This window comes from Enterobacter hormaechei ATCC 49162, from assembly GCF_001875655.1.
GTDB lineage: Bacteria > Pseudomonadota > Gammaproteobacteria > Enterobacterales > Enterobacteriaceae > Enterobacter > Enterobacter hormaechei.
The window spans coordinates 1,832,152-1,857,245 of sequence record NZ_MKEQ01000001.1 but is presented as its reverse complement, the minus strand read 5'-3'; the positions used below and the strand labels follow the sequence as shown (position 1 = coordinate 1,857,245).

Below are 25,094 nucleotides of genomic sequence, written 5' to 3'. Positions count from 1 at the left end.
CCAAAGTCTGCAAGTCCGCATCTCTGGCGCTATGTCAATGCGCGTAACTTGCTAATCTGTCGGCGAATTCGCCTAAAAATGAAGACTATTTCTGTTATGGAATCCTGGAAAGTTAACCTCATTTCCGTCTGGTTCGGCTGCTTCTTCACCGGACTGGCTATCAGCCAGATATTGCCCTTCCTGCCGCTGTACGTGTCGCAGCTGGGGGTCACTTCCCATGAAGCGCTCTCTATGTGGTCCGGCCTGACGTTCAGCGTGACGTTTCTGGTGTCCGCCATTGTGTCGCCGATGTGGGGCAGCCTGGCGGATCGCAAGGGGCGCAAGCTGATGTTGCTCCGCGCCTCGCTGGGGATGGCGATAGCCATTTTGCTCCAGGCCTTCGCGACTAACGTCTGGCAGCTGTTTATTCTGCGGGCGATAATGGGGCTGACTTCCGGGTACATTCCCAATGCCATGGCGCTGGTGGCCTCACAGGTGCCGCGTGAGCGGAGCGGCTGGGCACTGAGCACGCTTTCCACCGCCCAGATCAGCGGGGTAATTGGCGGCCCGCTGCTCGGCGGCTTCCTGGCTGACCATGTCGGGCTACGTGCGGTCTTTATCATTACCGCCATCCTGCTGACGATCAGCTTCCTGGTTACCCTTTTTCTGATCAAAGAGGGCGGACGACCGGTTGTCAGCAAATCCGAACGCCTGAGCGGAAAGGCGGTTTTCGCCTCGCTGCCTTATCCAGGCCTGATGATTAGCCTCTTTGTGACGACAATGGTGATCCAGCTCTGCAACGGCTCGGTGGGGCCGATTCTGGCGCTGTTTATCAAGTCGATGGAGCCGGACAGCAGCAACATTGCGTTTCTGAGCGGGATGATTGCCGCCGTGCCTGGCGTGTCGGCGCTCATGTCCGCTCCGCGTCTGGGGAAACTGGGCGACAGGATCGGTACGGCACGTATTCTGATGGCAACGCTCATCATTGCCGTGATCCTCTTCTTCGCCATGTCGTTCGTCACCACACCCCTTCAGCTCGGTATCCTGCGCTTCCTGCTTGGCTTTGCGGATGGTGCCATGCTGCCCGCTGTTCAGACGCTGCTGGTGAAATATTCCAGTGACCAGGTCACCGGCCGCATTTTTGGCTACAACCAGTCGTTCATGTATTTAGGCAACGTAGCGGGTCCGCTTATTGGCGCCTCGGTCTCGGCGATGGCGGGTTTCCGCTGGGTATTTGCCGCGACGGCGGTGGTGGTACTTCTGAATATTATTCAACTGGCCTTTGCCTTGCGCCGTCGCAGGCAAATCGCTGAGTCAAAGTCGGCCCGGTAAACGCGATAATATATTATTTATTCTTATGAACGCCGCATTTTTATATAACGAAATGCGGCGCCTTTGTTTTAGAAAAACGTTTCGCTTTCGCTTCGAAATATCTTTTTTGGCAGCGATGTCACTTTTGCATAAGATAAAGCTAATCCATGCTTTTCATTATTCAGTGAGGGTGTTAATTTCAGTGGAAATCACATAAGGAAATAGCACCATGAAAAATCTCATTGCTGAGTTGTTGGTTAAGCTTGCCCAAAAGGAAGAAGAGTCGAAAGAGCTGGTAGCCCAGGTTGAGGCGCTGGAAATCGTTGTGACGGCGCTGCTGCGACAGATGGCAAAGCCGGAACAGGAGGCGTTGATCGACAACGTTGAAGGCGCGCTGGAAAAAGCGCGTCCTGATTCACAGGTGCCTGCGGAAGATGCGGAGCTGCTTCAGCAATACGTAAAGAAGCTTTTAAGGCATCCTCGCAGCTAAACTGCCTGAGGTGAAATGACGTGTCACAGAATTGTCATGCAGGATGCCTGGCGTCGCTCTGTTTTTATTTTCACACATTTTTTCAGGGGAAATTAAATTGAGGCAGAGCACACTTTTCACCGCATAATTTCCGCTATTAATTATCGCCTCCCCCTGGGGAAACCGATTAACGATCATTGTGCCGCGACGGGACTGAAATAATCGGGAAACCCGGCGAAAATCAGGGGCGCAGGGTGGTTTTTTTTCCGTAACGAACCAGACTTAACGTGGAACTTCACATAAAGGATGGTGCAATGAAAACAACAATACTGGTTACCCTGCTCTCTGGACTGTGCCTGGTCGCCTCAGCACACGCGGAAGAGAAAACGTTAACGCCCCAGCAGCAACGCATGACAACCTGTAACCAACAGGCGACATCGCAAAGTCTGAAAGGGGATGCCCGTAAAACGTATATGAGCGACTGCCTTAAAAATGGTGCGACCAAACCAGGTGAAAAAAGCCTGACCCCGCAGCAGCAAAAAATGCGCGAGTGCAACGCCCAGGCGACACAGCAGATGCTGAAAGGGGACGATCGCAGCAAGTTCATGAGCGCGTGCCTGAAGAAACAGGCGTAGTGCGAACGGGTGAGTCACGGCGGTGGCTCACCCAAAATTTCATACTTTCCCCGCTAACCCCCTCTCTATAATTTGGGAAAATGTTTCAGAATATTCCCAAAAATGATGAATGATGAGTTTTATGACACTCACGAGAACATTCGGGAAGCGTGGTACCAGCAGCTTTCTCAGGATGATTCATACCGTTCCGGTCTGCGATTTGCCCGGCGAATACGACTGGCACGCATCGTGGGTCTGGCGGCGCTGTTTGTTCCGCTTGCCAGCGTTCTGGTAAGTCAGTTTCTTTCCGGTGTCTGGTGGTTATTGCTGGTGGGCTGGGTCTTTGTCTGGCCCCATCTGGCCTGGCAGCTGGCTTTTCGTTCGGCTGAACCCCACAGCAGGGAAGTCGTTAATCTGAAAGTCGATGCCATCGTTGCTGGCGTCTGGATGGGGCTGACAGGATGCAATGCGCTGCCAGCGGCGGCGCTGATCGTGATGATCGGCATGAACATGATGGGATCGGGGGGATGCCGGTTATTTCTGTCAGGAGTCGCACTGCTTGCCCTGTCTGCCCTGCTCACCGTGCAATTCACGGGCACGCCTGTGGTATTGACCTCTGAACCGCTGACGTTGTGGCTGACGCTTCCCGTGCTGATGGTTTACCCCATGCTGTTTGCCTGGCTGAGTCACCGCACGGCGATCCGGCTGGCAGAGCATAAACGTCGGCTTGAGCTGATGAGTACCCGCGACGGAATGACCGGCGTGTTCAACCGCCGTCACTGGGAAACGCTTTTGCGTAATGAATTTGAGACCTGCCGTCGCAGTCATCGACAGGCGACGATACTGCTCATCGATATCGATCACTTTAAGACGATCAACGACACCTGGGGGCATGACGTGGGAGATGAAGCGATTGTCGCCATCACGCGCCAGCTTCAGCTGACCCTGCGCTCAGGCGATTATATTGGCCGCTTCGGAGGGGATGAGTTTGCGGTGATTATGTCCGGCACGCCTGCCGACAGCGCGATTGCTGCTATGTCGCGCGTCCATGAACGGCTGGTCAACATGCCGCTGCACGGCGCGCCAATGGCGAGGTTGTGTATCAGCGTTGGGGTTGCCCCCTGGGGCGCACAGTTCACCCACTATCGCGAATGGCTAAAGGCGGCAGACGTGGCCCTTTATAAAGCCAAAAATGCCGGACGGGGCCGCACCGAAGTGGCCGCCTGACGCCCGGCATGACGCATCAGGACTTACTCAGCTTCTCTGATTTTTCCATGCATTTTTCCATCGCTTCGATCACGGCGGAGCGGAACCCGCGATCTTCCAGCACGCGCACGGCTTCAATGGTTGTGCCACCCGGCGAGCACACCATATCTTTCAGTTCGCCCGGATGTTTACCCGTTTCCAGCACCATTTTGGCCGAGCCCATCACCGCCTGCGCCGCAAATTTGTAGGCCTGCGCGCGCGGCATACCGCCCAGCACGGCGGCATCGGCCATGGCTTCGATAAACATAAAGACATACGCCGGGGCAGAGCCGCTCACGCCGACAACCGGGTGGATCATCGGTTCGGCAATCACTTCGGCTTCGCCAAAGCAGCGGAAAATATTCAGTACATCCGCCACGTCTTCAGATGTGACCAGCGCGTTCGGGGTAACGGAGGTCATACCGGCATTCACCAGCGACGGGGTGTTTGGCATGGCGCGAACAATCTTACGGTCGTGGCCCAGCGCGCGGGCGAGCTGATCGAGAGTGACGCCTGCGGCAATTGACACCACCAGGGTCTCTTTGTTCAGGCTGGAGGTGATCTCGCTCAGGACTTTAATCATGATATTCGGCTTCACGGCGCCAAAGACAATATCCCCTACCTGAGCCACTTCCTGTGCGCTTTCGGCGGCGTTGACACCATACTCATCACGCAGCGCCGCGACCTTATCCGGTGATGGGGTATAGACCCAAATCTGCCCCGGCAGCACCTGCCCGCTGGCAATCAGTCCGCCGAGGATAGCTTTACCCATGTTTCCGCAGCCGATAAACCCGATTTTCTTATCCATCACGTCTCTCCGTTATTATGCGTTGTTATCTCTCACAGATAGCTTAACAACGAAATGCAGGCGACAATAGTCGCCAGAATCATAATGGGGAGAGACTATGGCGATTTGGGTTGATGCGGACGCGTGTCCGAATATGATTAAAGAGATTTTATTTCGTGCTGCCGAGCGCGTGCAGATGCCGCTGACGCTGGTGGCGAACCAGAACATCCGCGTGCCGCCCTCCAGATACATCCGTTCTCTGCGCGTTCCGGCCGGGTTCGACGTGGCGGATAACGAAATAGTGCGTCTGTGTGACGCAGGGGATCTGGTGATCACCGCAGATATCCCGCTGGCTGCCGATGTACTGGCGAAAGGGGCGGCGGCGCTGAATCCGCGCGGAGAACGTTATTCGCCGGCAACGATCCGGGAGAAGCTCACCATGCGTGATTTTATGGATACGCTTCGTTCCAGCGGCGTGCAAACCGGTGGGCCGGATAGCCTGTCGCAGCGCGATCGCCAGCAGTTTGCCGCCGAGCTGGATAAATGGCTGCTGGAAGTGAAGCGCCGCCCGGCGTAATCCTCCTCCGGGCTGTTTTGTGGTACAGTGTGGCTTCCACAGGCTTGTCATTCCGTACCGCTTTGCAGTAAAGTTAGCGCAACATCTTCTGCAATCATTTCTTTACAGCCTTCAGTTATCCGGCAGCAAGGGGAACACCTGGTTATGAACCCACCCATCTTTTTAGTTGGCCCTCGCGGCTGTGGGAAAACCACCGTTGGTCTGGCGCTGGCGCGTCTGTGCCAGAGTCAGTTTGTTGATACTGACCACTGGCTCCAGGAAAATGCCGGTCAGACGATTGCCGATATCGTGGAGAATGAGGGCTGGGAGAGCTTCCGTGCGCGCGAAACGGCCACGCTGGAAGCGGTGACCGTACCGTCAACCGTGATTGCGACCGGTGGCGGCATTATTCTGGCGCCGTATAACCGCCAGTTTATGCGTGAAAAGGGCGTCGTGATCTATCTCTGTGCCCCGGTCTCGACGCTGGTGGGGCGCCTGGAGGCGTTTCCGGAAGAGGGGCAGCGTCCGGCGCTGACCGCAAAACCGCTGAGTGAAGAGGTCAGCGACGTGCTCGCCGAACGCGATGCACTGTACCGCGAGGCGGCGCACCACGTTGTGGATGCGTCTGCGTCACCCGAGAAAGTTGCGATTCAGATTATTACCGCCCTGCGTTTGGCTTGCGCCAGCTAACAGCCGTCTATACTCATAGCTCAGACATAAAAAAAGGATGAGCTATGCCAACCAGACCTCCCTATCCACGTGAAGCCCGCATCGTTACCGTTGAAAAGGGTAATGGCGATCAGACCGTAACCTGGTACCAGTTGCGTGCCGACCACCCCAAACCCGATTCGCTGATCAGTGAACATGAAACTGAACAGGAAGCGCTGGATGCGAAACGGCGCTATGAGGATCCCGAAAAGTCCTGACAGGGAGCCGAATTCGTTACAACCGTGCCTGAATCACACTTTTAACTTATCGCCGATGTTAAGTAGCAGTTAATATTTAGTTATTACAGGTGGATTCGGAAAGGCCCGTCGATCTTTACATTACGGTGTAGAGATCCCCTGCTACGCTTGGTGCTGTTTTGTTGAATAAATGAACAGTACAGCGTAGTGAGCCTGTACCTGTGTGGCAGTTGTGGTAGTAACGGAAGGCGATCAAAATGAAGGCGACGTTGGCGATCCTCACGATTGGTGTGGTGCCTGTAAGCGAAGTATTACCGCTCTTAACGGAGCATGTCTCTGAACAACAGATTACGCATTTCAGTCTGTTAGGGAAGCTGAGCCGGGAAGAGGTCATGGAAGACTACGCTGTCGGGGAGGGGGAAGATCCCCTGGCAACGTTACTCAGTGACGGCAAACTGGCGCATGTGTCGCGCCAGAAAATCGAACGCGCGCTACAGGGCGTAATAGAAGTGCTTGATAATCAGGACTATGACGTCATCCTGCTGATGAGTACGGCACCCGTTAAAGGTCTCAGCGCGCGTAATGCCATTCTGCTCGAACCGATGCGGATCATTCCGCCGCTGGTGGCGTCAATTGTTGATGGTCATCAGGTTGGGGTCATCGTTCCCGTTGAGGAACTGCTGGATAACCAGACGGTGAAGTGGGCCGCGCTGGAGCACACCCCGCTGTACGCGCTGGCAAACCCGTTCTGGGACAGCGAAGCGAAGCTGATTGCGGCCGGGCAGGAGTTGATCGACAGAGGAGCGGATGTCCTGATGCTGGACTGCCTGGGCTTCCATCAGCGGCATCGTGATTTACTGCAAAAGGCGCTGGATGTTCCGGTGCTGCTCTCTAACGTCCTGATGGCGCGCCTGGCGTCAGAATTACTGGTGTAATGATTTTGCGTGACAGGTCATGAGCATGGCCCCTATAGTGGATTTTTCTCTATAAATATAAGGGCCAGTTCATGCTTCAAAGTAACGAATACTTTTCCGGTAAAGTGAAATCCATTGGTTTTACCAGCAGCAGCACTGGCCGCGCCAGTGTCGGCGTAATGGCGGAAGGGGAATACACCTTTGGCACCGCAGAAGCGGAAGAGATGACGGTGGTCAGCGGCGCGCTGAACGTCTTGCTGCCGGGTGAAACGGAGTGGAAAGTCTATAGTGCCGGGCAGGTTTTCAACGTGCCAGGCCACAGCGAATTCCATTTACAGGTTGCAGAGCCAACCTCTTATCTGTGCCGCTATCTGAAATAAAAGCATGCCGGGTGGCGCATTCGCTTACCCGGCCTACGTTTTGCCTGTCAGCGCTGCGCTTCGCCGCCGAGACCTTCCACCAGATTCTGGATCAACGCCGCCAGTTCGCCGGTCATCAGGATAAAGTCTGCGTCAAAGCGCTGAGCATAATCCTCGCGGTCGATGTCTTCGTTCTGATCGCGCAGCTCATCGCAGAATTTAAGGCGCTTCACGGAGCCGTCATCACACATCACAAACTGAATGCGCTGCTGCCAGTCGAGTGCCAGTTTAGTCACCACTTTGCCCGCTTCAATGTGTACGGCAATTTCGTCGCTCACCAGATCCTGTTTCTTCGCGCGGATCACGCCGCCATCTTCCAGCAGCGCTTTCAGCTCTGCTTCATCGAGGATCTGGAAGCCCTGCGCGGCAGTCCCGCTGCGCACCCACTCGGTCAGGGTCAGCTCAATCGGCGTTTCCAGCGCCAGCGGAACCACGGGTAATGATCCAAGGCTCTTACGCAGCAGCGCCAGCGTGTCTTCCGCTTTTTTGGCGCTGGCGCAGTCCACCATGATCAGCCCGTTAACGGTGTCGATCCACATCATGGTCTGGCTAAAGCGGCTAAAGGCGCGCGGCAGCAGCGAGTGCAGCACTTCATCTTTCAGCGAATCTTTTTCGGTTTTTTTAAGCTTACGGCCCTGTTCAGCTTCCAGCTTGAAGATCTTCGCTTCGAGCGCCTGCTTAACCACGGGCGTCGGCAGGATCTTCTCTTCTTTACGGGCGCATACGATAATTTGCCCCGTGCTGCTGGCGTGGGTCAGCGCATCGCTTTGAGAACCCATTGGCGGAACCCAGCCGGTTTTTGCCATATCCTGGCTACCGCAAGGGGTAAAGGAGTAAGCGGCTAACTGTTTTTCCATCTCTTCTGCACGCAGCGAAACGTCGCGGCTGAGACGGTAAACCATCAAATTTTTGAACCACAGCATGATAATTTCCACGGCCTTGTCGTTAAATCAGCGGGCATGATAACGAATTGTCGCATCGCTTGCATTGCTAATCGGGAAGCGGGCTTCTACTCTGTTGATAATCAAAAAAATGAGGAGTGTCTTGTGCGTATTGGGATTGATTTGGGCGGCACCAAAACAGAAGTCATTGCGCTGAGCGAGCAGGGGGAGCAACTGTTTCGCCACCGCTTGCCTACGCCGCGCGATGATTATCACCAGACCCTTGAGACGATTGCTCGCCTGGTCGATATGGCAGAGCAGGCAACGGGCGAGACGGGGACGGTCGGTATGGGGATCCCCGGCTCCATTTCGCCGTATACCGGCGTGGTGAAAAACGCCAACTCCACCTGGCTCAACGGTCAGCCGTTTGATAAAGACCTAAGCCAACGTCTGAACCGGGAAGTGCGTCTGGCAAATGACGCTAACTGCCTGGCGGTGTCTGAGGCCGTCGATGGCGCAGCGGCTGGCGCGCAAACCGTTTTTGCGGTAATCATCGGCACCGGGTGCGGGGCGGGCGTGGCCTTCGGCGGACGCTCGCATATTGGCGGTAACGGCACCGCGGGCGAGTGGGGGCACAACCCGTTACCGTGGATGGACGAAGATGAACTCAAATACCGCGCCGAAGTGCCGTGCTACTGTGGTAAGCAGGGCTGTATTGAGACCTTTATTTCCGGCACGGGGTTTGCCACCGATTATCATCGTCTGAGCGGCCAGCCGCTGAAAGGTAACGAGATTATGCGTCTGGTAGAGGAGCAGGATCCGGTGGCTGAACTGGCGCTCAGCCGCTACGAAATGCGGCTGGCAAAATCACTGGCGCATGTGATCAATATTCTCGATCCCGACGTAATTGTGCTGGGCGGCGGCATGAGCAACGTCGACCGCCTGTACGCGACGGTGCCCACGCTGGTGAAACAGTGGGTATTTGGCGGCGAGTGCGAAACGCCGATCCGCAAAGCCGTCCACGGCGATTCCAGCGGCGTGCGCGGCGCGGCGTGGCTGTGGCCGGAATAAACGCAAAACGGCTTTTTGATGTTTGTTCCCTCTCCCCGTGGGCTGAGGGATCCCCACAAATTAATGCGAGCAGTGAACCATCCCCTCGCCCCTTTGGGGAGAGGGTTAGGGTGAGGGGCACCAGAGCGCACCATCCCCCCATTTACTGTACCGCAAACTCCCTGTCCAGCCTGCTATATCCCAGCCCGTTGATCTTCTTCACTTTGATCTGCACCGGAATACGCTCTTTCATTGCCTCTACATGGCTGATCACGCCGATGGTTTTTCCGGTGGCGTTCAGCGCGTCGAGCGCATCCAGCGCGGTATCCAGCGTTTCGCTGTCGAGCGTCCCGAACCCTTCATCGAGGAACAGCGAGTCAATGCGCGTTTTGTGACTGACCAGATCGGAAAGCGCTAAGGCCAGCGCCAGACTGACCAGGAAACTCTCCCCGCCGGAAAGGGTGCGGGTATCGCGTACCGCATCGGCCTGCCAGGTGTCGACCACTTCCAGCTCCAGCGCGTCGCTGGCTTTACGCTGAAGCAGATAGCGACCATGCAGACGGTTAAGCTGCTGGTTGGCAAGCCACACCAGGTTATCCAGCGTCAGCCCCTGGGCGAATTTACGGAATTTATCGCCTGTGCTGGAGCCTATCAGCGCATTGAGATAGCCCCAGTCGTCGGCCTGACGCGCCGCCTCCTCAATCTGCTGCATAAGTGCCTGCTGGTGCAGACGGTTATCGGCATCCTGTTTGAGCTGCTGGCGGATCTCCCCCTGATGCGTGGTGTTATCCCGAAGCTGTTGCGCCAGCTGATGTAACCGGGTCTGAAGGGTAGCGGCGTCGGTTTCCAGCCCCTCCGGGCGCTGTGCCTGATGCGCCTCAAGCTGCTGGCTTGCCTGTACGGAGAGCGCCGTGGCCTGCTGAAGCTGGTTTTCCAGCGTCTGCTTTTGCTGTTCAAGCTGGCGGATCGACGCCTCATCCAGCAGGGCGGAGAGAAATGCCTCCCGATCGGCAAAGCAGCTCGCGGTCAGCGCGGCGCTGAACTGAGCCTGTGATTGCTGGAGCCGTTCACGCTCAAGGGACTCCTGCTGCTGTAGGGTGGTGAGCTGGCTTTGCAGCGACACGCATTCGTCGTGGATCCCGCGCCAGTTCTCAGGGATCACCGCGTCGGCTTCTGCGTCATCGGAAACCGGCAGCGTATCCAGAACGGGCGTCAGGGCGTTAATCCGTTCCTGAATCGTAACGTGCTGGGTCTGTTTTTCCTGCCAGCGGGAATATTCGCTTTCGCGCGCGCTCAGCCAGGCGCTTTCAGCGCCTTCATCGGGCACGTTAAGCGACAGTGATTCTAGCGAGGCCGCCAATGCCTGACGCGTCGCCGTCAGCTGCTGCTGGTACTGGCGCGCCTGACCTTCCTGTTCATTGAGCTGGTTTTGCAGCGTCAGACGCTGGCTGAACTGATAAAGCTGGCGTTCGTACTGCTCCTGTTCGTGCATCCAGGGGGCGATATCATCCTGAATATTCAGGGCTATGTTCAGGGAAGTGCAGACCTCCAGCCACTCTTGAGTGAGTGCTTGCTCTTCCTGAGTAAGAGCCTGGGCTTCGTCTGTCTCGCGCTGGATCTGTTGGGTCAGCGCATTCACCTGCCCGAGCACCAGCAATCCTTCCTCTTTTAGCGCGGCAACCTCCTTCTCCAGCGCGTCGCGGCGGCGCTGATTGTCGGTCAGTTCAAGCGCCTGATACTGGACGACCGCCGGGTGTTCGCGTGAACCGCAGAGTGGACAAGGCTTACCCGCTTCCAGCTGAGCACGATAGTTCTCAAGATCTTTGATTGTCGCTTCACGCTCACAGAGCGCTTTCAGGTCGGCAAGGTGTTGATTTTTCTCTTTATACTGCTGACGCCGCAGGGTCAACGTGTCATTGAGCTTAACCTGCTCCGCCTGCGCTTTCTGCACGCTTTCTGCATTCTGTCGCAGTCGTTTTTGCAGCGGCTGATAGCGAGCGTGAAGCGCGGTCAGGCGCTGGCGGAGCGCCCGCGATTGCGCCTGTTGCTCCATTGCCGTCGCGAGATCCTCAGCCGTCAGCGACAGCGTGCTCTCCGGCATCTCAGCCAGCTTCTGGCGAAGTTCAGCCATGCGCGCTGCCTGGGCAGCAAGCTGATTTTTATCGCGACTCAGTTGCGCAAAGTGTGCCCGCCAGCCGGCAATTTCCTGCCCCCACTGACGGAAACGATCGTGTTCGGTGAGCCACTGCGTCAGTGCCGTGTGCTCTGTTTGCAACTGTTCACGATTGCGTAGCGCACCGTTGCGGATACGCGAGCGCTGCGCCGCTCTGTCGAGTAAGCGAGTATTTACTTCAACAATTCGCGCTGTTGTTTGCGCAAGGCGGGTGGTCTGCTCCTGCTGATGCTCCCACAGGGGACGTAGCTGGGCGGCGGGCTGTGCCAGCTGGAGCTTCGCCAGTTGGGGCGCGGCGTCCGTCAGTGCCTGTTGCACCTGCTGCTGGGAAGCGGCTGCGCGCTGCTGTTCACGTATCAGTTCGTCGTTACGCGCAATCCACTGAAAATCTTTCTGTTGGCTCTGCTGCTGTGCCAGCAGGATTTTCTCTTCGTCAGTAAGTGCCTGCAAACGTTGCTGCAAGTGCTGCTGCTGTTCCTCACTCAGCAGCACAACGCCTGCGGCCTGTGCTTCGCACCTCTCCAGCGCGTTGCGTGCCGCTTTGTGTTTTTCAAAAACCATGGCGGAAATCTGGCCGTAAATTTCCGTCCCGGTCAGTTCTTCCAGCAGTTCTGCGCGATCGCCCGGTTTAGCATTCAGGAAGGCGGCAAACTGCCCCTGGGAGAGCAACATCGAGCGGGTAAAGCGACCGTAGTCCAGCCCGGTCAGCGCGGCGGTTTGTTCCAGCTTATCCGTGACCTTATCCGCCAGGATTTTGCCATCCTCACAGCGGGCCAGCTCTACGCGCGGTGCCTGTAAGTTCCCGTCCGGCTGGTTGCGGGCGCGGTTCTGGCTCCAGAAAGCGCGATATGCGACGCCTTTCACCTCAAACTCCACCTCTGCCAGACACTCTGCGGTATCGCGCGTCATCAGGTCGTTTTGCGCCTGGGAGACCTTATTCAGACGCGGCGTTTCGTGGTACAGCGCCAGGCAGATGGCGTCCAGCAGCGTGGTTTTCCCCGCGCCGGTGGCGCCGGTGATGGCAAACAGCCCGTTGCTGGCGAACGGCTCCGCGGTGAAATCAATTTTCCACTCGCCTTTGAGCGAGTTCAGGTTTTTCAGACGCAGGCTCAGAATTTTCATGCGTTTTCTTCCTCGTCATTGAGGGCGTGCAGCGTCTGAATAAACAGCTCGTTCAGCCTGACGCGTCTGGCGTCGTCCATCTCTTCATGCGCCAGCCGCCGCTCGAATACCTCTTCTGCCCGAAGTTCACTTAGCGTTTCACGTTGGGCGCTCAGCAGAATTTTCTCGCGCTGTTCGCGGCTGCGGCGCACCAGCAGCACCTCTACCGGCAAATCTTCGGTCAGCGCCTGAATTTTTCGCTGCATATCATGCAGGTACTCATCAGTGATGATTTCAATATCCAGCCAGACTGGCGGATCAAGCTCTGCGCCGCGCCATTGCTCAAGCTGTTCCGTAATCGCGGCAAGATCGCCTTTCAGCACCGCCAGCGGCTGGGTGACCGGCACCTCCAGCGTCTCGACGGCGCTGAGTTTGCCATCGGTGAAGCTCACCAGATGCACGGACTTGGCCTTACCGGTTTCATCGAAACTGAGCGAAACAGGGGAGCCACAGTAGCGGATATGCTCGCAGCCGCCGATGACCTGCGCCCGGTGGATATGCCCGAGAGCAATGTAGTCGGCGGGCGGGAAGTTCTGCGCCGGAAACGCGTCCAGCGTACCGATATAGATCTCGCGCACCGCGTCACTCTTACTGGCTCCGACGGTGGTGAGGTGCCCGGTCGCAATGATCGGAATGGCCTGATCGCCGCGCAGGGCACAGGCTTGCGTATGCTGCTGGTGATAATAGTGGGTGATGGCCTGCAACAGATGCTGCTGTTTTTCGCTGCCGGACAGACCGGCCTGGCTTTGCACGATATCGCGCGGGCGTAAAAACGGGATTGGGCACAGTACCGCGCCCGGCGTGCCGTCGCGCTTTTTCAGGATCTGCGGCGCATGTCCGGCGCTGGCCACCACGGTGGTATTGAGGAACGCCAGAATGTCGCGGGATTCATTCAGCGTCGCCACGGAGTCATGGTTTCCGGCGACAATCACCAGGTGACAACCGGTTTGCTGGAGGTTGACCACAAAACGGTTGTACAGCTCACGCGCATAGCTCGGCGGCGAGCCGGTATCGAAAATGTCGCCCGCCACAATAATCGCGTCCACCTCATGAGCCTGAGCCGTCTCCAGCAGCCAGTTCAGGAACGCGTCATGTTCCGCGGCGCGGCTTTTGCTGTAAAAATTTTGACCCAGGTGCCAGTCTGAGGTGTGAAGTATGCGCATAAGAGATCCGTGGCAATAATAAGAAAGCAGGATTATAAACTTTCGGGGAACGGAAAATAACCGCTGTAATAAAACAACAGTTTGCCATTTATAGTGGTAATGTTTTTCATAAATCTGTCATAAATCTGACGCATAATGACGCCGCATTACAGACTTGTAACTTAAATACGATAAGACAGGGCAAAGTATGGCGAGACGTATTCTGGTCGTAGAAGATGAAGCTCCGATCCGTGAAATGGTGTGCTTCGTGCTTGAACAAAATGGCTTCCAGCCGGTTGAAGCGGAAGATTATGACAGCGCGGTGAATCAGCTGAATGAACCCTGGCCCGATCTGATCCTGCTGGACTGGATGCTGCCTGGCGGTTCCGGATTGCAGTTTATCAAGCATATCAAACGCGAGGCGATGACCCGCGATATCCCGGTGGTGATGCTCACGGCGCGTGGCGAGGAAGAGGATCGCGTGCGCGGTCTGGAAACCGGCGCGGACGATTACATCACCAAACCGTTCTCCCCGAAAGAGCTGGTGGCGCGTATTAAAGCCGTGATGCGCCGAATTTCACCGATGGCGGTGGAAGAGGTGATTGAGATGCAGGGTCTGAGTCTGGATCCCACCTCACACCGGGTCATGACCGGTGAAAACCCCCTCGATATGGGGCCAACCGAATTTAAACTCCTGCACTTCTTTATGACACACCCGGAGCGCGTTTACAGCCGCGAACAGTTGCTGAATAACGTCTGGGGAACTAACGTCTATGTCGAAGACCGAACGGTTGACGTCCATATTCGCCGCCTGCGTAAAGCACTGGAACTGAGCGGCCACGATCGCATGGTACAGACGGTCCGCGGCACGGGTTATCGTTTCTCGACCCGTTTCTGAACAATGACAGGAGTGTGACGCGTGCTGGAACGTCTGTCATGGAAAAGGCTCGTCTTTGAACTGATCTTATGCTGTATTCCGGCCCTCATTCTGGGGGCTATTTTTGGCTATCTGCCGTGGTTTTTACTGGTGGCCGTGACGGGATTGCTCGTCTGGCATTTCTGGAATTTACTGCGTCTCTCCTGGTGGCTATGGGTCGACAGAAGTATGACCCCCCCGCCGGGAAGCGGAAGCTGGGAACCGCTACTCTACGGCCTGCACCAGATGCAGATGCGTAATAAAAAGCGCCGTCGCGAGCTGGGAAGCCTGATCAAACGCTTTCGCAGCGGTGCGGAGTCGCTGCCGGATGCGGTGATCCTGACAACAGAAGAAGGGACGATCTTCTGGTGTAATGGCCTCGCGCAACAGCTGCTGGGCCTGCGCTGGCCGGATGATAATGGCCAGAACATCCTGAACCTTCTGCGTTATCCCGAGTTCACGCTGTATCTGAAAAAGCGGGATTTTTCCCGCCCACACAACCTTAAGCTCAATAACGGTCGCCATCTGGAAATCCGCGTGATGCCCTACAGCGATCGCCAGTGGCTGATGGTAGCGCGTGACGTTACCCAGATGCACCAGCTTGAGGGCGCTCGCCGCAACTTCTTTGCTAACGTCAGCCACGAGCTGCGTACGCCATTGACGGTGCTTCAGGGCTATCTGGAGATGATGCAGGAGCAAACGCTTGAAGGGGCGCCGCGTGAGAAAGCGCTGCATACCATGCGTGAGCAGACGTTCCGCATGGAAGGGCTGGTTAAACAACTGCTGACGCTTTCAAAAATTGAGGCCGCCCCGTCGCTGGCGCTAAATGACATCATTGATGTGCCGATGATGTTGCGGGTGGTGGAGCGCGAAGCCCAAACGCTGAGTCATAATCAGCACACGCTGGCTTTTGACGTTGATAACACGCTGAAAGTGCTGGGCAGTGAAGATGAGTTGCGGAGCGCTATCTCAAACCTGGTCTATAACGCCGTGAATCATACCCCGAAAGGGACGCATATTACGGTGTGCTGGCAGCATACCCTGGCGGGGGCTGAGTTTAGCGTCGAGGACAACGGGCCGGGGATTGGGCCTGAACACCTTCCGCGTCTCACCGAACGGTTCTACCGGGTGGATAAGGCGCGCTCGCGGCAGACCGGGGGGAGCGGACTGGGGCTGGCTATCGTGAAGCATGCCGTCAGCCACCACGAAAGCCGGCTCAATATCGAAAGTACCCTGGGTAAGGGCACGCGCTTTAGTTTCGTTATCCCGGAACGATTAATTGCCAAAAAGCGCGCCTGACGGCGAGTGTGTCAGGCTACCTTTCCACGGGCCAGCGATTGCTGGCCCGTTTGCTTTGCAGTCAAGCGAAACGCGAATGAATATTATACGGCTGGTGCTTTTTTGTTCGCATGATTAGCCATGAGTTTTTCTTATACATGGCATATTATGTTGGCCTGAATTTTCATGCTGGCATATTGTTCTGGTTTTACGATCCCTTCTTGCCTTTAAACGTTATAAGCGTTTAAATTGCCCCCCATATACTGTCAGACCGACTGTATTTGCGTGGTAAATCGAAAAACTATTCTTCGCCACGCCAGGACGGGAGCATATCCCGCTGAAATTGAGCAAATTTTCCGCTGTATCGTCCCGTCAGGGATGGCGAAAATCTCAACGTTTTCAACATCACATCCACAGGCAGTAAGGTTTTATGACCCATCACTTGAAATCGCGTGACATTATCGCGCTGGGCTTTATGACATTTGCGCTGTTCGTTGGCGCAGGCAACATCATTTTCCCTCCAATGGTTGGCTTACAGGCGGGTGAACACGTCTGGACAGCTGCGTTTGGCTTCCTGCTTACTGCCGTGGGCCTGCCGGTACTGACCGTGATCGCGCTGGCGAAAGTGGGTGGCGGTGTGGACAGCCTCAGCACCCCGATTGGCAAAGTGGCTGGCGTGCTGCTGGCTACCGTCTGCTATCTGGCCGTTGGCCCGCTGTTCGCGACCCCGCGTACGGCGACCGTCTCCTTTGAAGTGGGTATCGCCCCGCTGACCGGTGACGGCGCGATGCCGCTGTTTATTTACAGCCTCATTTACTTCGCCATCGTGATTCTGGTTTCTCTCTATCCGGGTAAACTGCTGGATACCGTAGGTAACTTCCTGGCACCGCTGAAAATTGTAGCGCTGATTGTGCTGGCCGTTGCGGCCATCGTCTGGCCTGCGGGTCCGATCAGCACCGCGATGGACGCCTACCAGAACGCCGCGTTCTCAAACGGTTTCGTGAACGGCTATCTGACGATGGATACGCTGGGTGCGATGGTGTTTGGTATCGTTATCGTTAACGCCGCGCGTTCCCGCGGTGTGACCGAAGCGCGACTGCTGACCCGCTACACCATCTGGGCTGGCCTGATGGCCGGTGTCGGCCTGACGCTGCTGTATCTGGCGCTGTTCCGTCTGGGTTCAGATAGCGCAACGCTGGTTGATCAGAGCGCAAACGGCGCGGCGATCCTGCATGCTTACGTGCAGCACACCTTTGGTGGTGCAGGCAGCATGCTGCTGGCGGCACTGATTTTCCTGGCCTGTCTGGTGACGGCGGTGGGCCTGACCTGCGCCTGCGCGGAGTTCTTCGCCCAGTATCTGCCGCTCTCTTACCGCACGCTGGTGTTTATTCTCGGCATCTTCTCCATGGCGGTGTCAAACCTCGGTCTGAGCCACCTGATTCAGGTGTCAATTCCGGTGCTGACGGCGATCTACCCGCCGTGTATCGTACTGGTAGTGCTGAGCTTCACCCGTCCGTGGTGGCATAGCTCGACGCGAATTATTGCGCCAGCCATGTTTATCAGCCTGATTTTTGGTATCCTTGACGGGATCAAAGCATCAGCATTCGCAGACATCCTGCCAGCCTGGACACAGCGTCTGCCGCTGTCCGAGCAGGGCCTGGCCTGGCTGATGCCTTCCGTTGTAGCGCTGGTTCTGGCCATTATCTGGGACCGTGCGGCCGGGCGTCAGGTGGCAACCAACGCCCATTAATCAACGGCAACAAATTGTTTAACCACGGGGCTTAAGGCCCCGTGGTTTTTTGTTTTTTTCGTGTTGAATGGCAAGATTTTAATGGAAAGCACTAACAAACTTAAACGTGGATTGAGCACCCGCCACATCCGCTTTATGGCGCTGGGCTCGGCTATCGGCACCGGTCTTTTTTATGGCTCGGCAGATGCCATCAAAATGGCCGGTCCAAGCGTTCTGCTGGCCTACATCATCGGCGGCGCTGCGGCCTATATTATCATGCGCGCCCTCGGCGAAATGTCGGTTCACAACCCGTCTGCCAGCTCGTTTTCACGCTATGCGCAGGAAAACCTCGGCCCGCTGGCCGGGTTTATCACCGGCTGGACCTACTGCTTCGAAATCCTGATTGTCGCCATTGCCGATGTGACGGCGTTTGGCATCTATATGGGGGTCTGGTTCCCCGCCGTGCCGCACTGGATCTGGGTGCTGAGCGTGGTGCTGATCATCTGCGCCGTTAACCTGATGAGCGTGAAGGTGTTTGGTGAGCTGGAGTTCTGGTTCTCCTTCTTTAAAGTCGCGACCATTATCATCATGATCCTCGCCGGTTTCGGCATTATCATCTGGGGTATCGGCAACGGCGGTCAGCCAACCGGCATCCATAACCTGTGGAGCAACGGCGGTTTCTTCAGCAACGGCTGGCTCGGGATGGTCATGTCGCTCCAGATGGTCATGTTCGCCTACGGCGGTATTGAGATTATCGGCATCACCGCCGGGGAAGCGAAAGATCCGGAGAAGTCTATTCCGCGCGCCATCAACTCGGTGCCGATGCGTATCCTGGTGTTCTATGTGGGCACGCTGTTTGTGATTATGTCCATCTATCCGTGGAACCAGGTGGGCACCAACGGCAGCCCGTTTGTGCTGACCTTCCAGCATATGGGCATTGCGTTTGCTGCCAGCATTCTCAACTTTGTGGTGCTGACCGCCTCGCTGTCGGCCATCAACAGTGACGTGTTCGGCGTGGGCCGCATGCTGCACGGCATGGCGGAGCAGGGCAGTGCGCCGAAGGTGTTTGCCAAAACCTCGCGTCGTGGCACCCCGTGGGTAACGGTGGTGGTGATGACCGTGGCGCTGCTGTTCTCGGTTTACCTGAACTACATCATGCCGGAGAACGTCTTCCTGGTGATTGCGTCGCTGGCGACCTTCGCCACCGTGTGGGTGTGGATCATGATCCTGCTGTCGCAGATTGCGTTCCGTCGCCGCCTGTCGCCAGAAGAGGCCAAAGCGCTGAAGTTTAAAGTGCCGGGCGGGGTGGCAACGACCATTGTCGGCCTCATCTTCCTGGTCTTCATCATTGGCCTGATTGGTTATCACCCGGATACCCGTATCTCCCTTTACGTGGGCTTCGCGTGGATCGTTCTGCTGCTGATCGGCTGGGTGTTTAAATGCCGCCGCGACCGTCAGCTGGCGGAAGCACAGTAAGGTAAAAATGCCGGGTGGCGCTGCGCTTACCCGGCCTATACTCCCTTTTGCCCTGGAAAAAATCTCCTCCTCCGTTCTCCTCCCCCAATAATCCCGAACACGATGAGCTATCTTTAATCACCCTGTGGCAAGGTGACGTCAATTTCATCAAAGGGGATTCGTGATGTTAAACGCCTGGCACCTTCCGGTTGCTCCATTTGTTAAGCAAAACAAAGACAACCTTGTGATTACGCTCTGGCTGGCAGGGGACAACCAGCCTGAACGTGTGACCCTGCGCGCTGAAGTGGATAATGAAGAAACGTCGCTGAAAATGCATAAAGTGCGCAGCCAGCCGCAGCCGGGCGTCACGGCGTGGCGGGCGAATATCGACCTGTGCAGCGGACAGCCGCGCCGTCGCTACAGCTTCAAACTGCTGTGGAACAACCGTCAGCTGTGGTTTACCCCGCAGGGCTTCAGCCGTTTTCCTCCGGCCCGGCTGGAGCAGTTTGCCGTGGATCACCCGGATAACGGCCCGCAGTGGGTTAACGATCAGGTCTTTTACCAGATTTTCCCGGACCGCTTTGCGCGCAGTGAAAAGCGCACCGCCGATCAGGACAAGGTTTATTACCATCATGCGGTCGGTCACGACATCATCCTGAAAAAATGGGATGAACCGGTGACGGCGCAGGCTGGCGGCTCGACGTTTTACGGCGGCGATCTCGACGGTATTAGCGAAAAGCTGCCGTACCTGAAAAAGCTCGGCGTGACGGCGCTGTACCTGAACCCGGTGTTTAAAGCGCCAAGCGTACATAAATACGATACGCAGGATTATCGCCACGTTGACGAGCAGTTTGGCGGTGACGAGGCGCTGCTGCGGCTGCGGCACAACACGCAAAAAGAGGGTATGCGCCTGATACTTGATGGCGTGTTCAATCACAGCGGTGATTCTCACGCGTGGTTTGACCGCCACAATCAGTCGATGGGGGGCGCATGCCACAACCCGGATTCGCCGCAGCGCGACTGGTACAGTTTTGACGAGAATGGCCGCGCGCTGGACTGGCTGGGCTACCCGAGCCTGCCAAAGCTCGATTTCCAGTCGCCATCGCTGGTGAATGAGATCTACGGCGGCGATGACAGCATCGTGCGCCACTGGCTGAAAGCACCGTGGAACATGGACGGCTGGCGGCTGGATGTGGTGCATATGCTGGGTGAAGCAGGCGGGGCGCGGAATAACCTTCAGCATGTCGCCGCCATTACCCGATCGGCGAAAGCGGCCCGGTCGGAAGCATTCGTGTTCGGGGAGCACTTTGGCGACGCGCGCCAGTGGTTGCAGGCTGATGCAGAAGACGCGGCGATGAACTATCGCGGCTTCACCTTCCCGCTGTGGGGGTTCCTCGCTAACACCGATATCTCTTACGATCCGCAGCATATTGACGCCGAAACCTGCATGGCGTGGATGGAGAACTATCGCGCTGGCCTGTCGCATCAGCAGCAGCTGCGGATGTTTAACCAGCTCGACAGCCACGATACCGCGCGATTTAAATCGTTGCTGGGTAAGGATGTGGCGCGTCTGCCGCTGGCGGTGACCTGGCTCTTTACCTGGCCGGGCGTACCCTGCATCTACTATGGTGATGAAGTGGGGCTGGACGGTAATAACGATCCGTTCTGCCGTAAAACCTTCCCGTGGGGATCTGAAAAGCAGGATCGTGACCTGTTCAGCCTGTACCAGCGTATGGCGACGCTGCGCAAGCAGAGCCAGGCCCTGCGCTACGGGGGCTGTCAGGTGATGTACGCCCACGATAACGTGGTGGTGTTTGTCCGCGTCTATAACCAGCAGCGCGTGCTGGTGGCGATCAACCGGGGCGAGGCGTGCGAAGTGGTGCTGGAAGATTCACCGCTGCTGGCTGGTAAAACGTGGAAGAGCAAAGAGGGTAAAGCGACGTTCCAGGAAAGCGTACTGTCGCTTCCAGGGATCTCCGCGGCGGTCTGGTTCGGCAGCTAAGCACAGGCAGAGTGGTTTTCACCTTTTAAGATGGCGCAAATGCAACGAGTTGTGTCAATCTTAACGGATCGTTTACGGTGAAGGTGGAAACATGGACGAGCTTTACATCCTTGGCTGTTTGTTCCTGGTGTTTGCGTTGGTGGTGGCACCCGTGCTGGCGGTGATAGGGTTTAACCGAAGCACGGCGGCGAGGCAGGAGATCGCCCGGCTTCGCCAGCGCATTGAGGCGCTTGAGCTGCGCGGTGTGGCTGATAAAGCGCCGGAGCGGGTGCAGACTGCCGCGCCGCTGGAGGAGCCAGCGCCGGTGGCCGAGGCCGTTACCGCACCTGTCGATCCCTGGCGTCCCGCACCGCCCGTCACTGAAGCTGAACCTGCGCCTGTACAGGCGGCAAAACGACCTTCCGCCTTTGGCGGCATCCTGACCTCGCTGACGCGCTGGTTTATGCAGGGCAATCCGCTGGCAAAACTGGGGATTGTGCTGCTCTTCCTCGGCCTCTCTTTCCTGCTGCGCTATACGGTTGAGCATTCACTGTTTCCGCTTGAGCTTCGCCTGGCGGCCACGGCGCTGTTTGCCATGGTGCTGCTGGTCATTGGATGGCGGCTGCGTCACAGACAGCGGATTTACGCGCTGATCCTCCAGGGCGGGGCGACCGGCGTGCTCTACCTGACCGTCTTTGGCGCATTCCGGCTGTGGCAGATGCTGCCGATGACGCTGGCATTTGCGCTGCTGGTGGTGATTTGCGCGGCGAGCGTCGGACTGGCCGTGCTGCAAAAGGCGCTCAGCCTCGCCATGCTGGCGAGCCTCGGCGGGTATCTTGCGCCGCTGCTCCTCTCTACCGGGGGCGGTAGCTTTGTGGCGCTGTTCTCCTTCTATCTTCTGCTGTCCATCGGCATTCTCGTTATCAGCATCTGGCAGCACTGGCGCGAGCTAAACCTGCTCGGGCTGCTCTTTACATTCGGCGTTGGCGGGGTGTGGGGGCTGAGCGACTACCAGCCGGAAGACTATGTTATCTGTCAGCTGTTCCTGATCGCCAATACGCTTATTTTTGGCGTGTTTAGCGTAGCGCTGTCGCTGCGGGCGCAGGAAAAAGGCAAACAGATTATTGATGGCGTACTGCTGTTTGCCCCGCCGCTGGTGGGGTTTGGGATGCAGTACGGCATGACGTCACACTGGACGTACGGCCCGGCGATCGGCGCGCTGGGCTATGGTGCGTTTTATCTCTCACTGGCGTTCCTCGCGCTACGACGCTATCCCTCCATCGGACGACCACTGGTTATGGCGGCGCTGGCGATCGGCGGCGGGTTTGCCACGCTTGCCATTCCGCTGGCGCTTTCGGCGCGCTGGACGGCGATGGCCTGGGCGCTGGAAGGGCTGGGGATCCTCTGGCTGGGCGTACAACAGCAGCAGCGGCGCATGAGCTATAGCGGGACGGCGCTGCTGGTGCTGGCGCTCGGCAGCGCGATATGGGCGCAGATGGACGGCGTCACCTCGCTTAGCCTGCTGCTTATTTTCGCGGTGCTTAGTCTTTGCTGGCTGGCTGCGGCCTGGCTGTGGCGGAAAATTGCGCTGCCGGGCAGCTGGGTATTGCTGGCCGGTGGGCTGCTGTTCTGGTTAGTGGCGCTGCTGGGTGCGTCGCAGCTGATCGTGAAGCAGGAGTTATCGGTTCTGGCAGGTGTGCTGGCCCTGACGGCGGCGTCGGCCTGGGGCTGGCGGCAGGCTGCCGCTCGTCTGGCATGGCGGGAGCTGGATGCCAGCAAATGGCTGCTGTGGCCGGTGATGCTGCTGATGGTGCTGTATCAGGTCTGGCAACAGCAGATCCTGGCGGCCGGTTGGGCAAATCTGGCCTGGGGTATTGCGCTGCCTGCCGCCCTGATGCTCCTGCGGCGCGACGAAGATAAACTTCTGGCGCGCACCTCAATGGGGCTGCACCTGTCGCTGGTGTGGATGATTTTACTCGCCCTGGCCGCCGAGCTTTACTGGTTTGCCCGATCTCTGCCATGGGGCATGGCGGCCTGGGGAAGCGGCATTGCGATGGCTGTCGGCAGCGGAGTGATTATGGCGCTCTCCGCGGCAGTACGCCGACGCGTGTGGCCGTTCCGGGCATGGCCAGCCCTCTATGCCTGCCTTGCCATGATCCCTGTGGTGGTGGCACTCATGGTATTGCTGGTGGTGACCAATTTCCAGGACGGGGTGGTCTACCGGCAGACCTGGCTGCCGCTGGTGAACCCGCTTGAGGAAGGGGCGGCGTTTGCGCTGCTGGGGCTGGTGGTCTTTTATCGGGCTGTGGATCGCTACTACCCGGCATCGCTTGCGCAATCCCGCCCGTGGCCCGCCGTTGTGCTGATGGCGTTTGGCTTCTGGTGGCTTAACGGCGCGCTGCTTCGCGCGCTGGCGTGGTACGGTGAGGTGGCCTGGAATATGGAGTCGTTGTGGCATTCCCGGCTTATCCAGACCACCTTTGCCCTGTTCTGGATGTTCTGCGCGCTGGTGGTCATGATCCGCGCCACCCGTCGGGCCTCTCGCCAGGAGTGGCTTGGCGGTGCGGTGCTGCTGGGCGTGGTGATGCTTAAACTGATGCTGGTGGACAGTGCGGGCGGTGGTGGCCTGGCGCGCGCCGTCGCGTTTATTGGCGTGGCGATCCTGGTGCTGATTGTGGGCTATTTCTCGCCGCTACCGCCTAAGGCAGGAGAAGAAAAATGAAATGGATGAAAGCGGTTTGTTGTTCAGCGCTGCTGGCTCTGGCTGGTCCGGCATTCAGCGAAGGCGCGCCAGCGGAATCCCCACGTGATTATGCCTACGGCCTGTCCCTTGATACTTCTGCCTCTTCGCCGTGGTATCGGGTCATGCTGCCGCTGGCGGTTTATCAGCAGAGCACATCGCCCGATCTGCGAGACGTCCGCGTGTTTAATCAGTCGGGCGAGCCGGTACCGTTCAGCCTGATTACTACGACGCGCCCACAGTCGGCACCGACCACCACGGCGCTGCGCCTCTTTGCGCTTAACGTCTCGCCGGGCGGGGAAGAGGGGAGTGGCGATAAAATCATGCTACGGGCCAGAAACGGCGTGGAAATTGTGCTGGAAGGGCAGCACGCGGCGCCTTCCGGGCAGCACTATCTGCTGACCCTGCCGGAAAACGCGACGGAGGTTCCGCTCTCTCAGCTCCAGTTAAACTGGGACACGCCGGATGGCTCGTGGCAGGGGACGGCCTCGGTCTATTACAGCGAGGATCTGAAAAACTGGTATACCCTGCGTGAAGAGATGCCGCTGCTGGATGTGGTGAGCGGACAGGATCGCCTGAAGCTCGATCGCATCGATACCGATCTGGTGTTATCCCCTGAGGCGAATCGTTATCTGCTTTTAGTGCTGAACACGGGGCGTTCTGCCCTGACGTTAACCGGCGTCAACGCGATTAACATCCCAGCGCAGCCGGAATCGGAACACATTAGCCTGGCGGGAGAGGGAGAACGGTTATCCGAAAGCGAAGCCGTGTGGCGCTGGACGCGTCCGCAGCCTTTGAGTGCGATCGGCTTCATGCTGAATGGCGAGGGTGTTCTCCCGGCAGAAATAGCATGGCGGGGGGCAGACAAAGATCGGTGGCACACGCTGAAAAAAGAGGTGATCTACCAGCTCGGCGGTAAAACGTCTGAACCTGTTCCGCTCTCGGGCGGGCTGGTCGAGGCGGTAAAAATTAAGACCCTCAATGCGCGTCTGCCCGAGAACCTGCCGGGCGTGATCGGGCAACGGGTGCGCTATGATCTGGTGTTCAATGCGCAAGGGAAGGGGCCGTACCTGCTTGCGTGGGGGAACGGGGCTGCGAAACCGGCGAGCGTGGAGACGGATATGCTGATCCCGGCCGGGCTACGTAAAACCTACGATCTGGCAGCCCTGCCGGTGGCCGATACGCTGGAACCTGTCCCGTTGGGTGGCGAGGCGCGTTTAACCGCGATGTCTGCGGCAGAGCAGGAAAGCAGGCTGAAAACGCTGATGGTCTGGGGCGTACTGATCGCAGGGGTGATGGTGCTTGCGGGTATGGCGTGGCGCATCTGGCGCGAGGTAAAAAAAGACGGTGCGGCATAAAGCATCAGGCATAAAAAAACCCGCGTATTCG

At 57.5% G+C, this 25,094-nt stretch carries 21 protein-coding genes; 17 read left to right on the top strand and 4 right to left on the bottom strand.

Annotated features, from left to right (window positions below; translation table 11 throughout):
- Positions 1–96 precede the first annotated feature (96 nt).
- The 4 genes from BH712_RS09390 to adrA all read left to right on the top strand — a co-directional run bounded on the left by BH712_RS09390 (position 97) and on the right by adrA (position 3,600).
- Positions 97–1,311: a multidrug efflux MFS transporter gene (locus BH712_RS09390; RefSeq protein WP_032673632.1), complete on the top strand. Its 1,215-nt coding sequence runs from the start codon at positions 97–99 to the stop codon at positions 1,309–1,311.
- 208 nt (positions 1,312–1,519) lie between these two features.
- Positions 1,520–1,780, top strand: coding sequence for an anti-adapter protein IraP (gene iraP, locus BH712_RS09385; protein WP_003859148.1), 261 nt, complete (start codon positions 1,520–1,522; stop codon positions 1,778–1,780).
- A gap of 293 nt (positions 1,781–2,073) precedes the next feature.
- The gene (gene psiF / locus BH712_RS09380) at positions 2,074–2,394 is read left to right on the top strand and encodes a phosphate starvation-inducible protein PsiF (RefSeq protein ID WP_032673631.1); all 321 of its coding nucleotides are present in this window, start codon (positions 2,074–2,076) and stop codon (positions 2,392–2,394) included.
- Between the two features lie 102 nt (positions 2,395–2,496).
- Positions 2,497–3,600, top strand: coding sequence for a diguanylate cyclase AdrA (gene adrA, locus BH712_RS09375; protein ID WP_006809933.1), 1,104 nt, complete (start codon positions 2,497–2,499; stop codon positions 3,598–3,600).
- A 16-nt stretch (positions 3,601–3,616) separates the two neighbouring features.
- Here the strand turns inward: adrA and proC are convergent, their stop codons facing one another.
- Positions 3,617–4,426, bottom strand: coding sequence for a pyrroline-5-carboxylate reductase (proC, locus tag BH712_RS09370; protein WP_006809932.1), 810 nt, complete (start codon positions 4,424–4,426; stop codon positions 3,617–3,619).
- 97 nt (positions 4,427–4,523) lie between these two features.
- Between proC and BH712_RS09365 the strand changes: the two genes are divergently transcribed.
- The 5 genes from BH712_RS09365 to ppnP all read left to right on the top strand — a co-directional run bounded on the left by BH712_RS09365 (position 4,524) and on the right by ppnP (position 7,160).
- Positions 4,524–4,982: a YaiI/YqxD family protein gene (locus BH712_RS09365; RefSeq protein ID WP_006809931.1), complete on the top strand. Its 459-nt coding sequence runs from the start codon at positions 4,524–4,526 to the stop codon at positions 4,980–4,982.
- Between the two features lie 144 nt (positions 4,983–5,126).
- Complete coding sequence (gene aroL, locus BH712_RS09360; RefSeq protein WP_006809930.1) at positions 5,127–5,651, top strand: shikimate kinase AroL; 525 nt, start codon at positions 5,127–5,129, stop codon at positions 5,649–5,651.
- A gap of 44 nt (positions 5,652–5,695) precedes the next feature.
- Complete coding sequence (gene yaiA, locus BH712_RS09355; protein WP_003859135.1) at positions 5,696–5,887, top strand: protein YaiA; 192 nt, start codon at positions 5,696–5,698, stop codon at positions 5,885–5,887.
- A gap of 236 nt (positions 5,888–6,123) precedes the next feature.
- Complete coding sequence (locus tag BH712_RS09350) at positions 6,124–6,801, top strand: AroM family protein (RefSeq protein ID WP_006809929.1); 678 nt, start codon at positions 6,124–6,126, stop codon at positions 6,799–6,801.
- Between the two features lie 71 nt (positions 6,802–6,872).
- Positions 6,873–7,160 (top strand): pyrimidine/purine nucleoside phosphorylase, encoded by a 288-nt coding sequence (gene ppnP, locus BH712_RS09345; protein ID WP_003859131.1) that lies wholly within the window; start codon positions 6,873–6,875, stop codon positions 7,158–7,160.
- 47 nt (positions 7,161–7,207) lie between these two features.
- On the opposite strand, the gene rdgC is transcribed toward ppnP, so the two are convergent.
- Positions 7,208–8,122, bottom strand: coding sequence for a recombination-associated protein RdgC (rdgC, locus tag BH712_RS09340; RefSeq protein WP_006809928.1), 915 nt, complete (start codon positions 8,120–8,122; stop codon positions 7,208–7,210).
- 123 nt (positions 8,123–8,245) lie between these two features.
- On the opposite strand from rdgC, the gene mak reads away from it, so the two are divergent.
- Positions 8,246–9,151 carry a fructokinase gene (mak, locus tag BH712_RS09335; RefSeq protein WP_032673630.1) on the top strand — a complete coding sequence of 302 codons (906 nt, stop codon included), beginning with the start codon at positions 8,246–8,248 and terminating at the stop codon, positions 9,149–9,151.
- 142 nt (positions 9,152–9,293) lie between these two features.
- On the opposite strand, the gene sbcC is transcribed toward mak, so the two are convergent.
- Both sbcC and sbcD read right to left on the bottom strand, forming a co-directional pair.
- Complete coding sequence (gene sbcC, locus BH712_RS09330; protein WP_006809926.1) at positions 9,294–12,425, bottom strand: exonuclease subunit SbcC; 3,132 nt, start codon at positions 12,423–12,425, stop codon at positions 9,294–9,296.
- A complete protein-coding gene (sbcD, locus tag BH712_RS09325; RefSeq protein ID WP_006809925.1) occupies positions 12,422–13,627 on the bottom strand; it encodes an exonuclease subunit SbcD in 1,206 nt (401 codons plus the stop codon). Before sbcD ends, sbcC begins: the two co-directional genes overlap by 4 nt.
- Before the next feature lie 187 nt (positions 13,628–13,814).
- On the opposite strand from sbcD, the gene phoB reads away from it, so the two are divergent.
- The 7 genes from phoB to BH712_RS09290 all read left to right on the top strand — a co-directional run bounded on the left by phoB (position 13,815) and on the right by BH712_RS09290 (position 25,063).
- Positions 13,815–14,504, top strand: a complete 690-nt coding sequence (phoB, locus tag BH712_RS09320; RefSeq protein WP_003859122.1) for a phosphate response regulator transcription factor PhoB — start codon at positions 13,815–13,817, stop codon at positions 14,502–14,504.
- A 21-nt stretch (positions 14,505–14,525) separates the two neighbouring features.
- Positions 14,526–15,821 (top strand): phosphate regulon sensor histidine kinase PhoR, encoded by a 1,296-nt coding sequence (phoR, locus tag BH712_RS09315; RefSeq protein ID WP_006809924.1) that lies wholly within the window; start codon positions 14,526–14,528, stop codon positions 15,819–15,821.
- Positions 15,822–16,230: 409 nt separating this feature from the next.
- Positions 16,231–17,550, top strand: a complete 1,320-nt coding sequence (gene brnQ / locus BH712_RS09310; protein ID WP_006809922.1) for a branched-chain amino acid transporter carrier protein BrnQ — start codon at positions 16,231–16,233, stop codon at positions 17,548–17,550.
- 81 nt (positions 17,551–17,631) lie between these two features.
- Positions 17,632–19,005, top strand: a complete 1,374-nt coding sequence (gene proY / locus BH712_RS09305; protein WP_006809921.1) for a proline-specific permease ProY — start codon at positions 17,632–17,634, stop codon at positions 19,003–19,005.
- A gap of 163 nt (positions 19,006–19,168) precedes the next feature.
- Complete coding sequence (gene malZ / locus BH712_RS09300; RefSeq protein WP_006809920.1) at positions 19,169–20,986, top strand: maltodextrin glucosidase; 1,818 nt, start codon at positions 19,169–19,171, stop codon at positions 20,984–20,986.
- 91 nt (positions 20,987–21,077) lie between these two features.
- The gene (locus BH712_RS09295) at positions 21,078–23,687 is read left to right on the top strand and encodes a DUF2339 domain-containing protein (RefSeq protein WP_006809919.1); all 2,610 of its coding nucleotides are present in this window, start codon (positions 21,078–21,080) and stop codon (positions 23,685–23,687) included.
- Complete coding sequence (locus tag BH712_RS09290) at positions 23,684–25,063, top strand: DUF3999 domain-containing protein (RefSeq protein WP_006809918.1); 1,380 nt, start codon at positions 23,684–23,686, stop codon at positions 25,061–25,063. The genes BH712_RS09295 and BH712_RS09290 overlap by 4 nt, the downstream gene beginning before the upstream one ends.
- Positions 25,064–25,094: the final 31 nt, after the last annotated feature.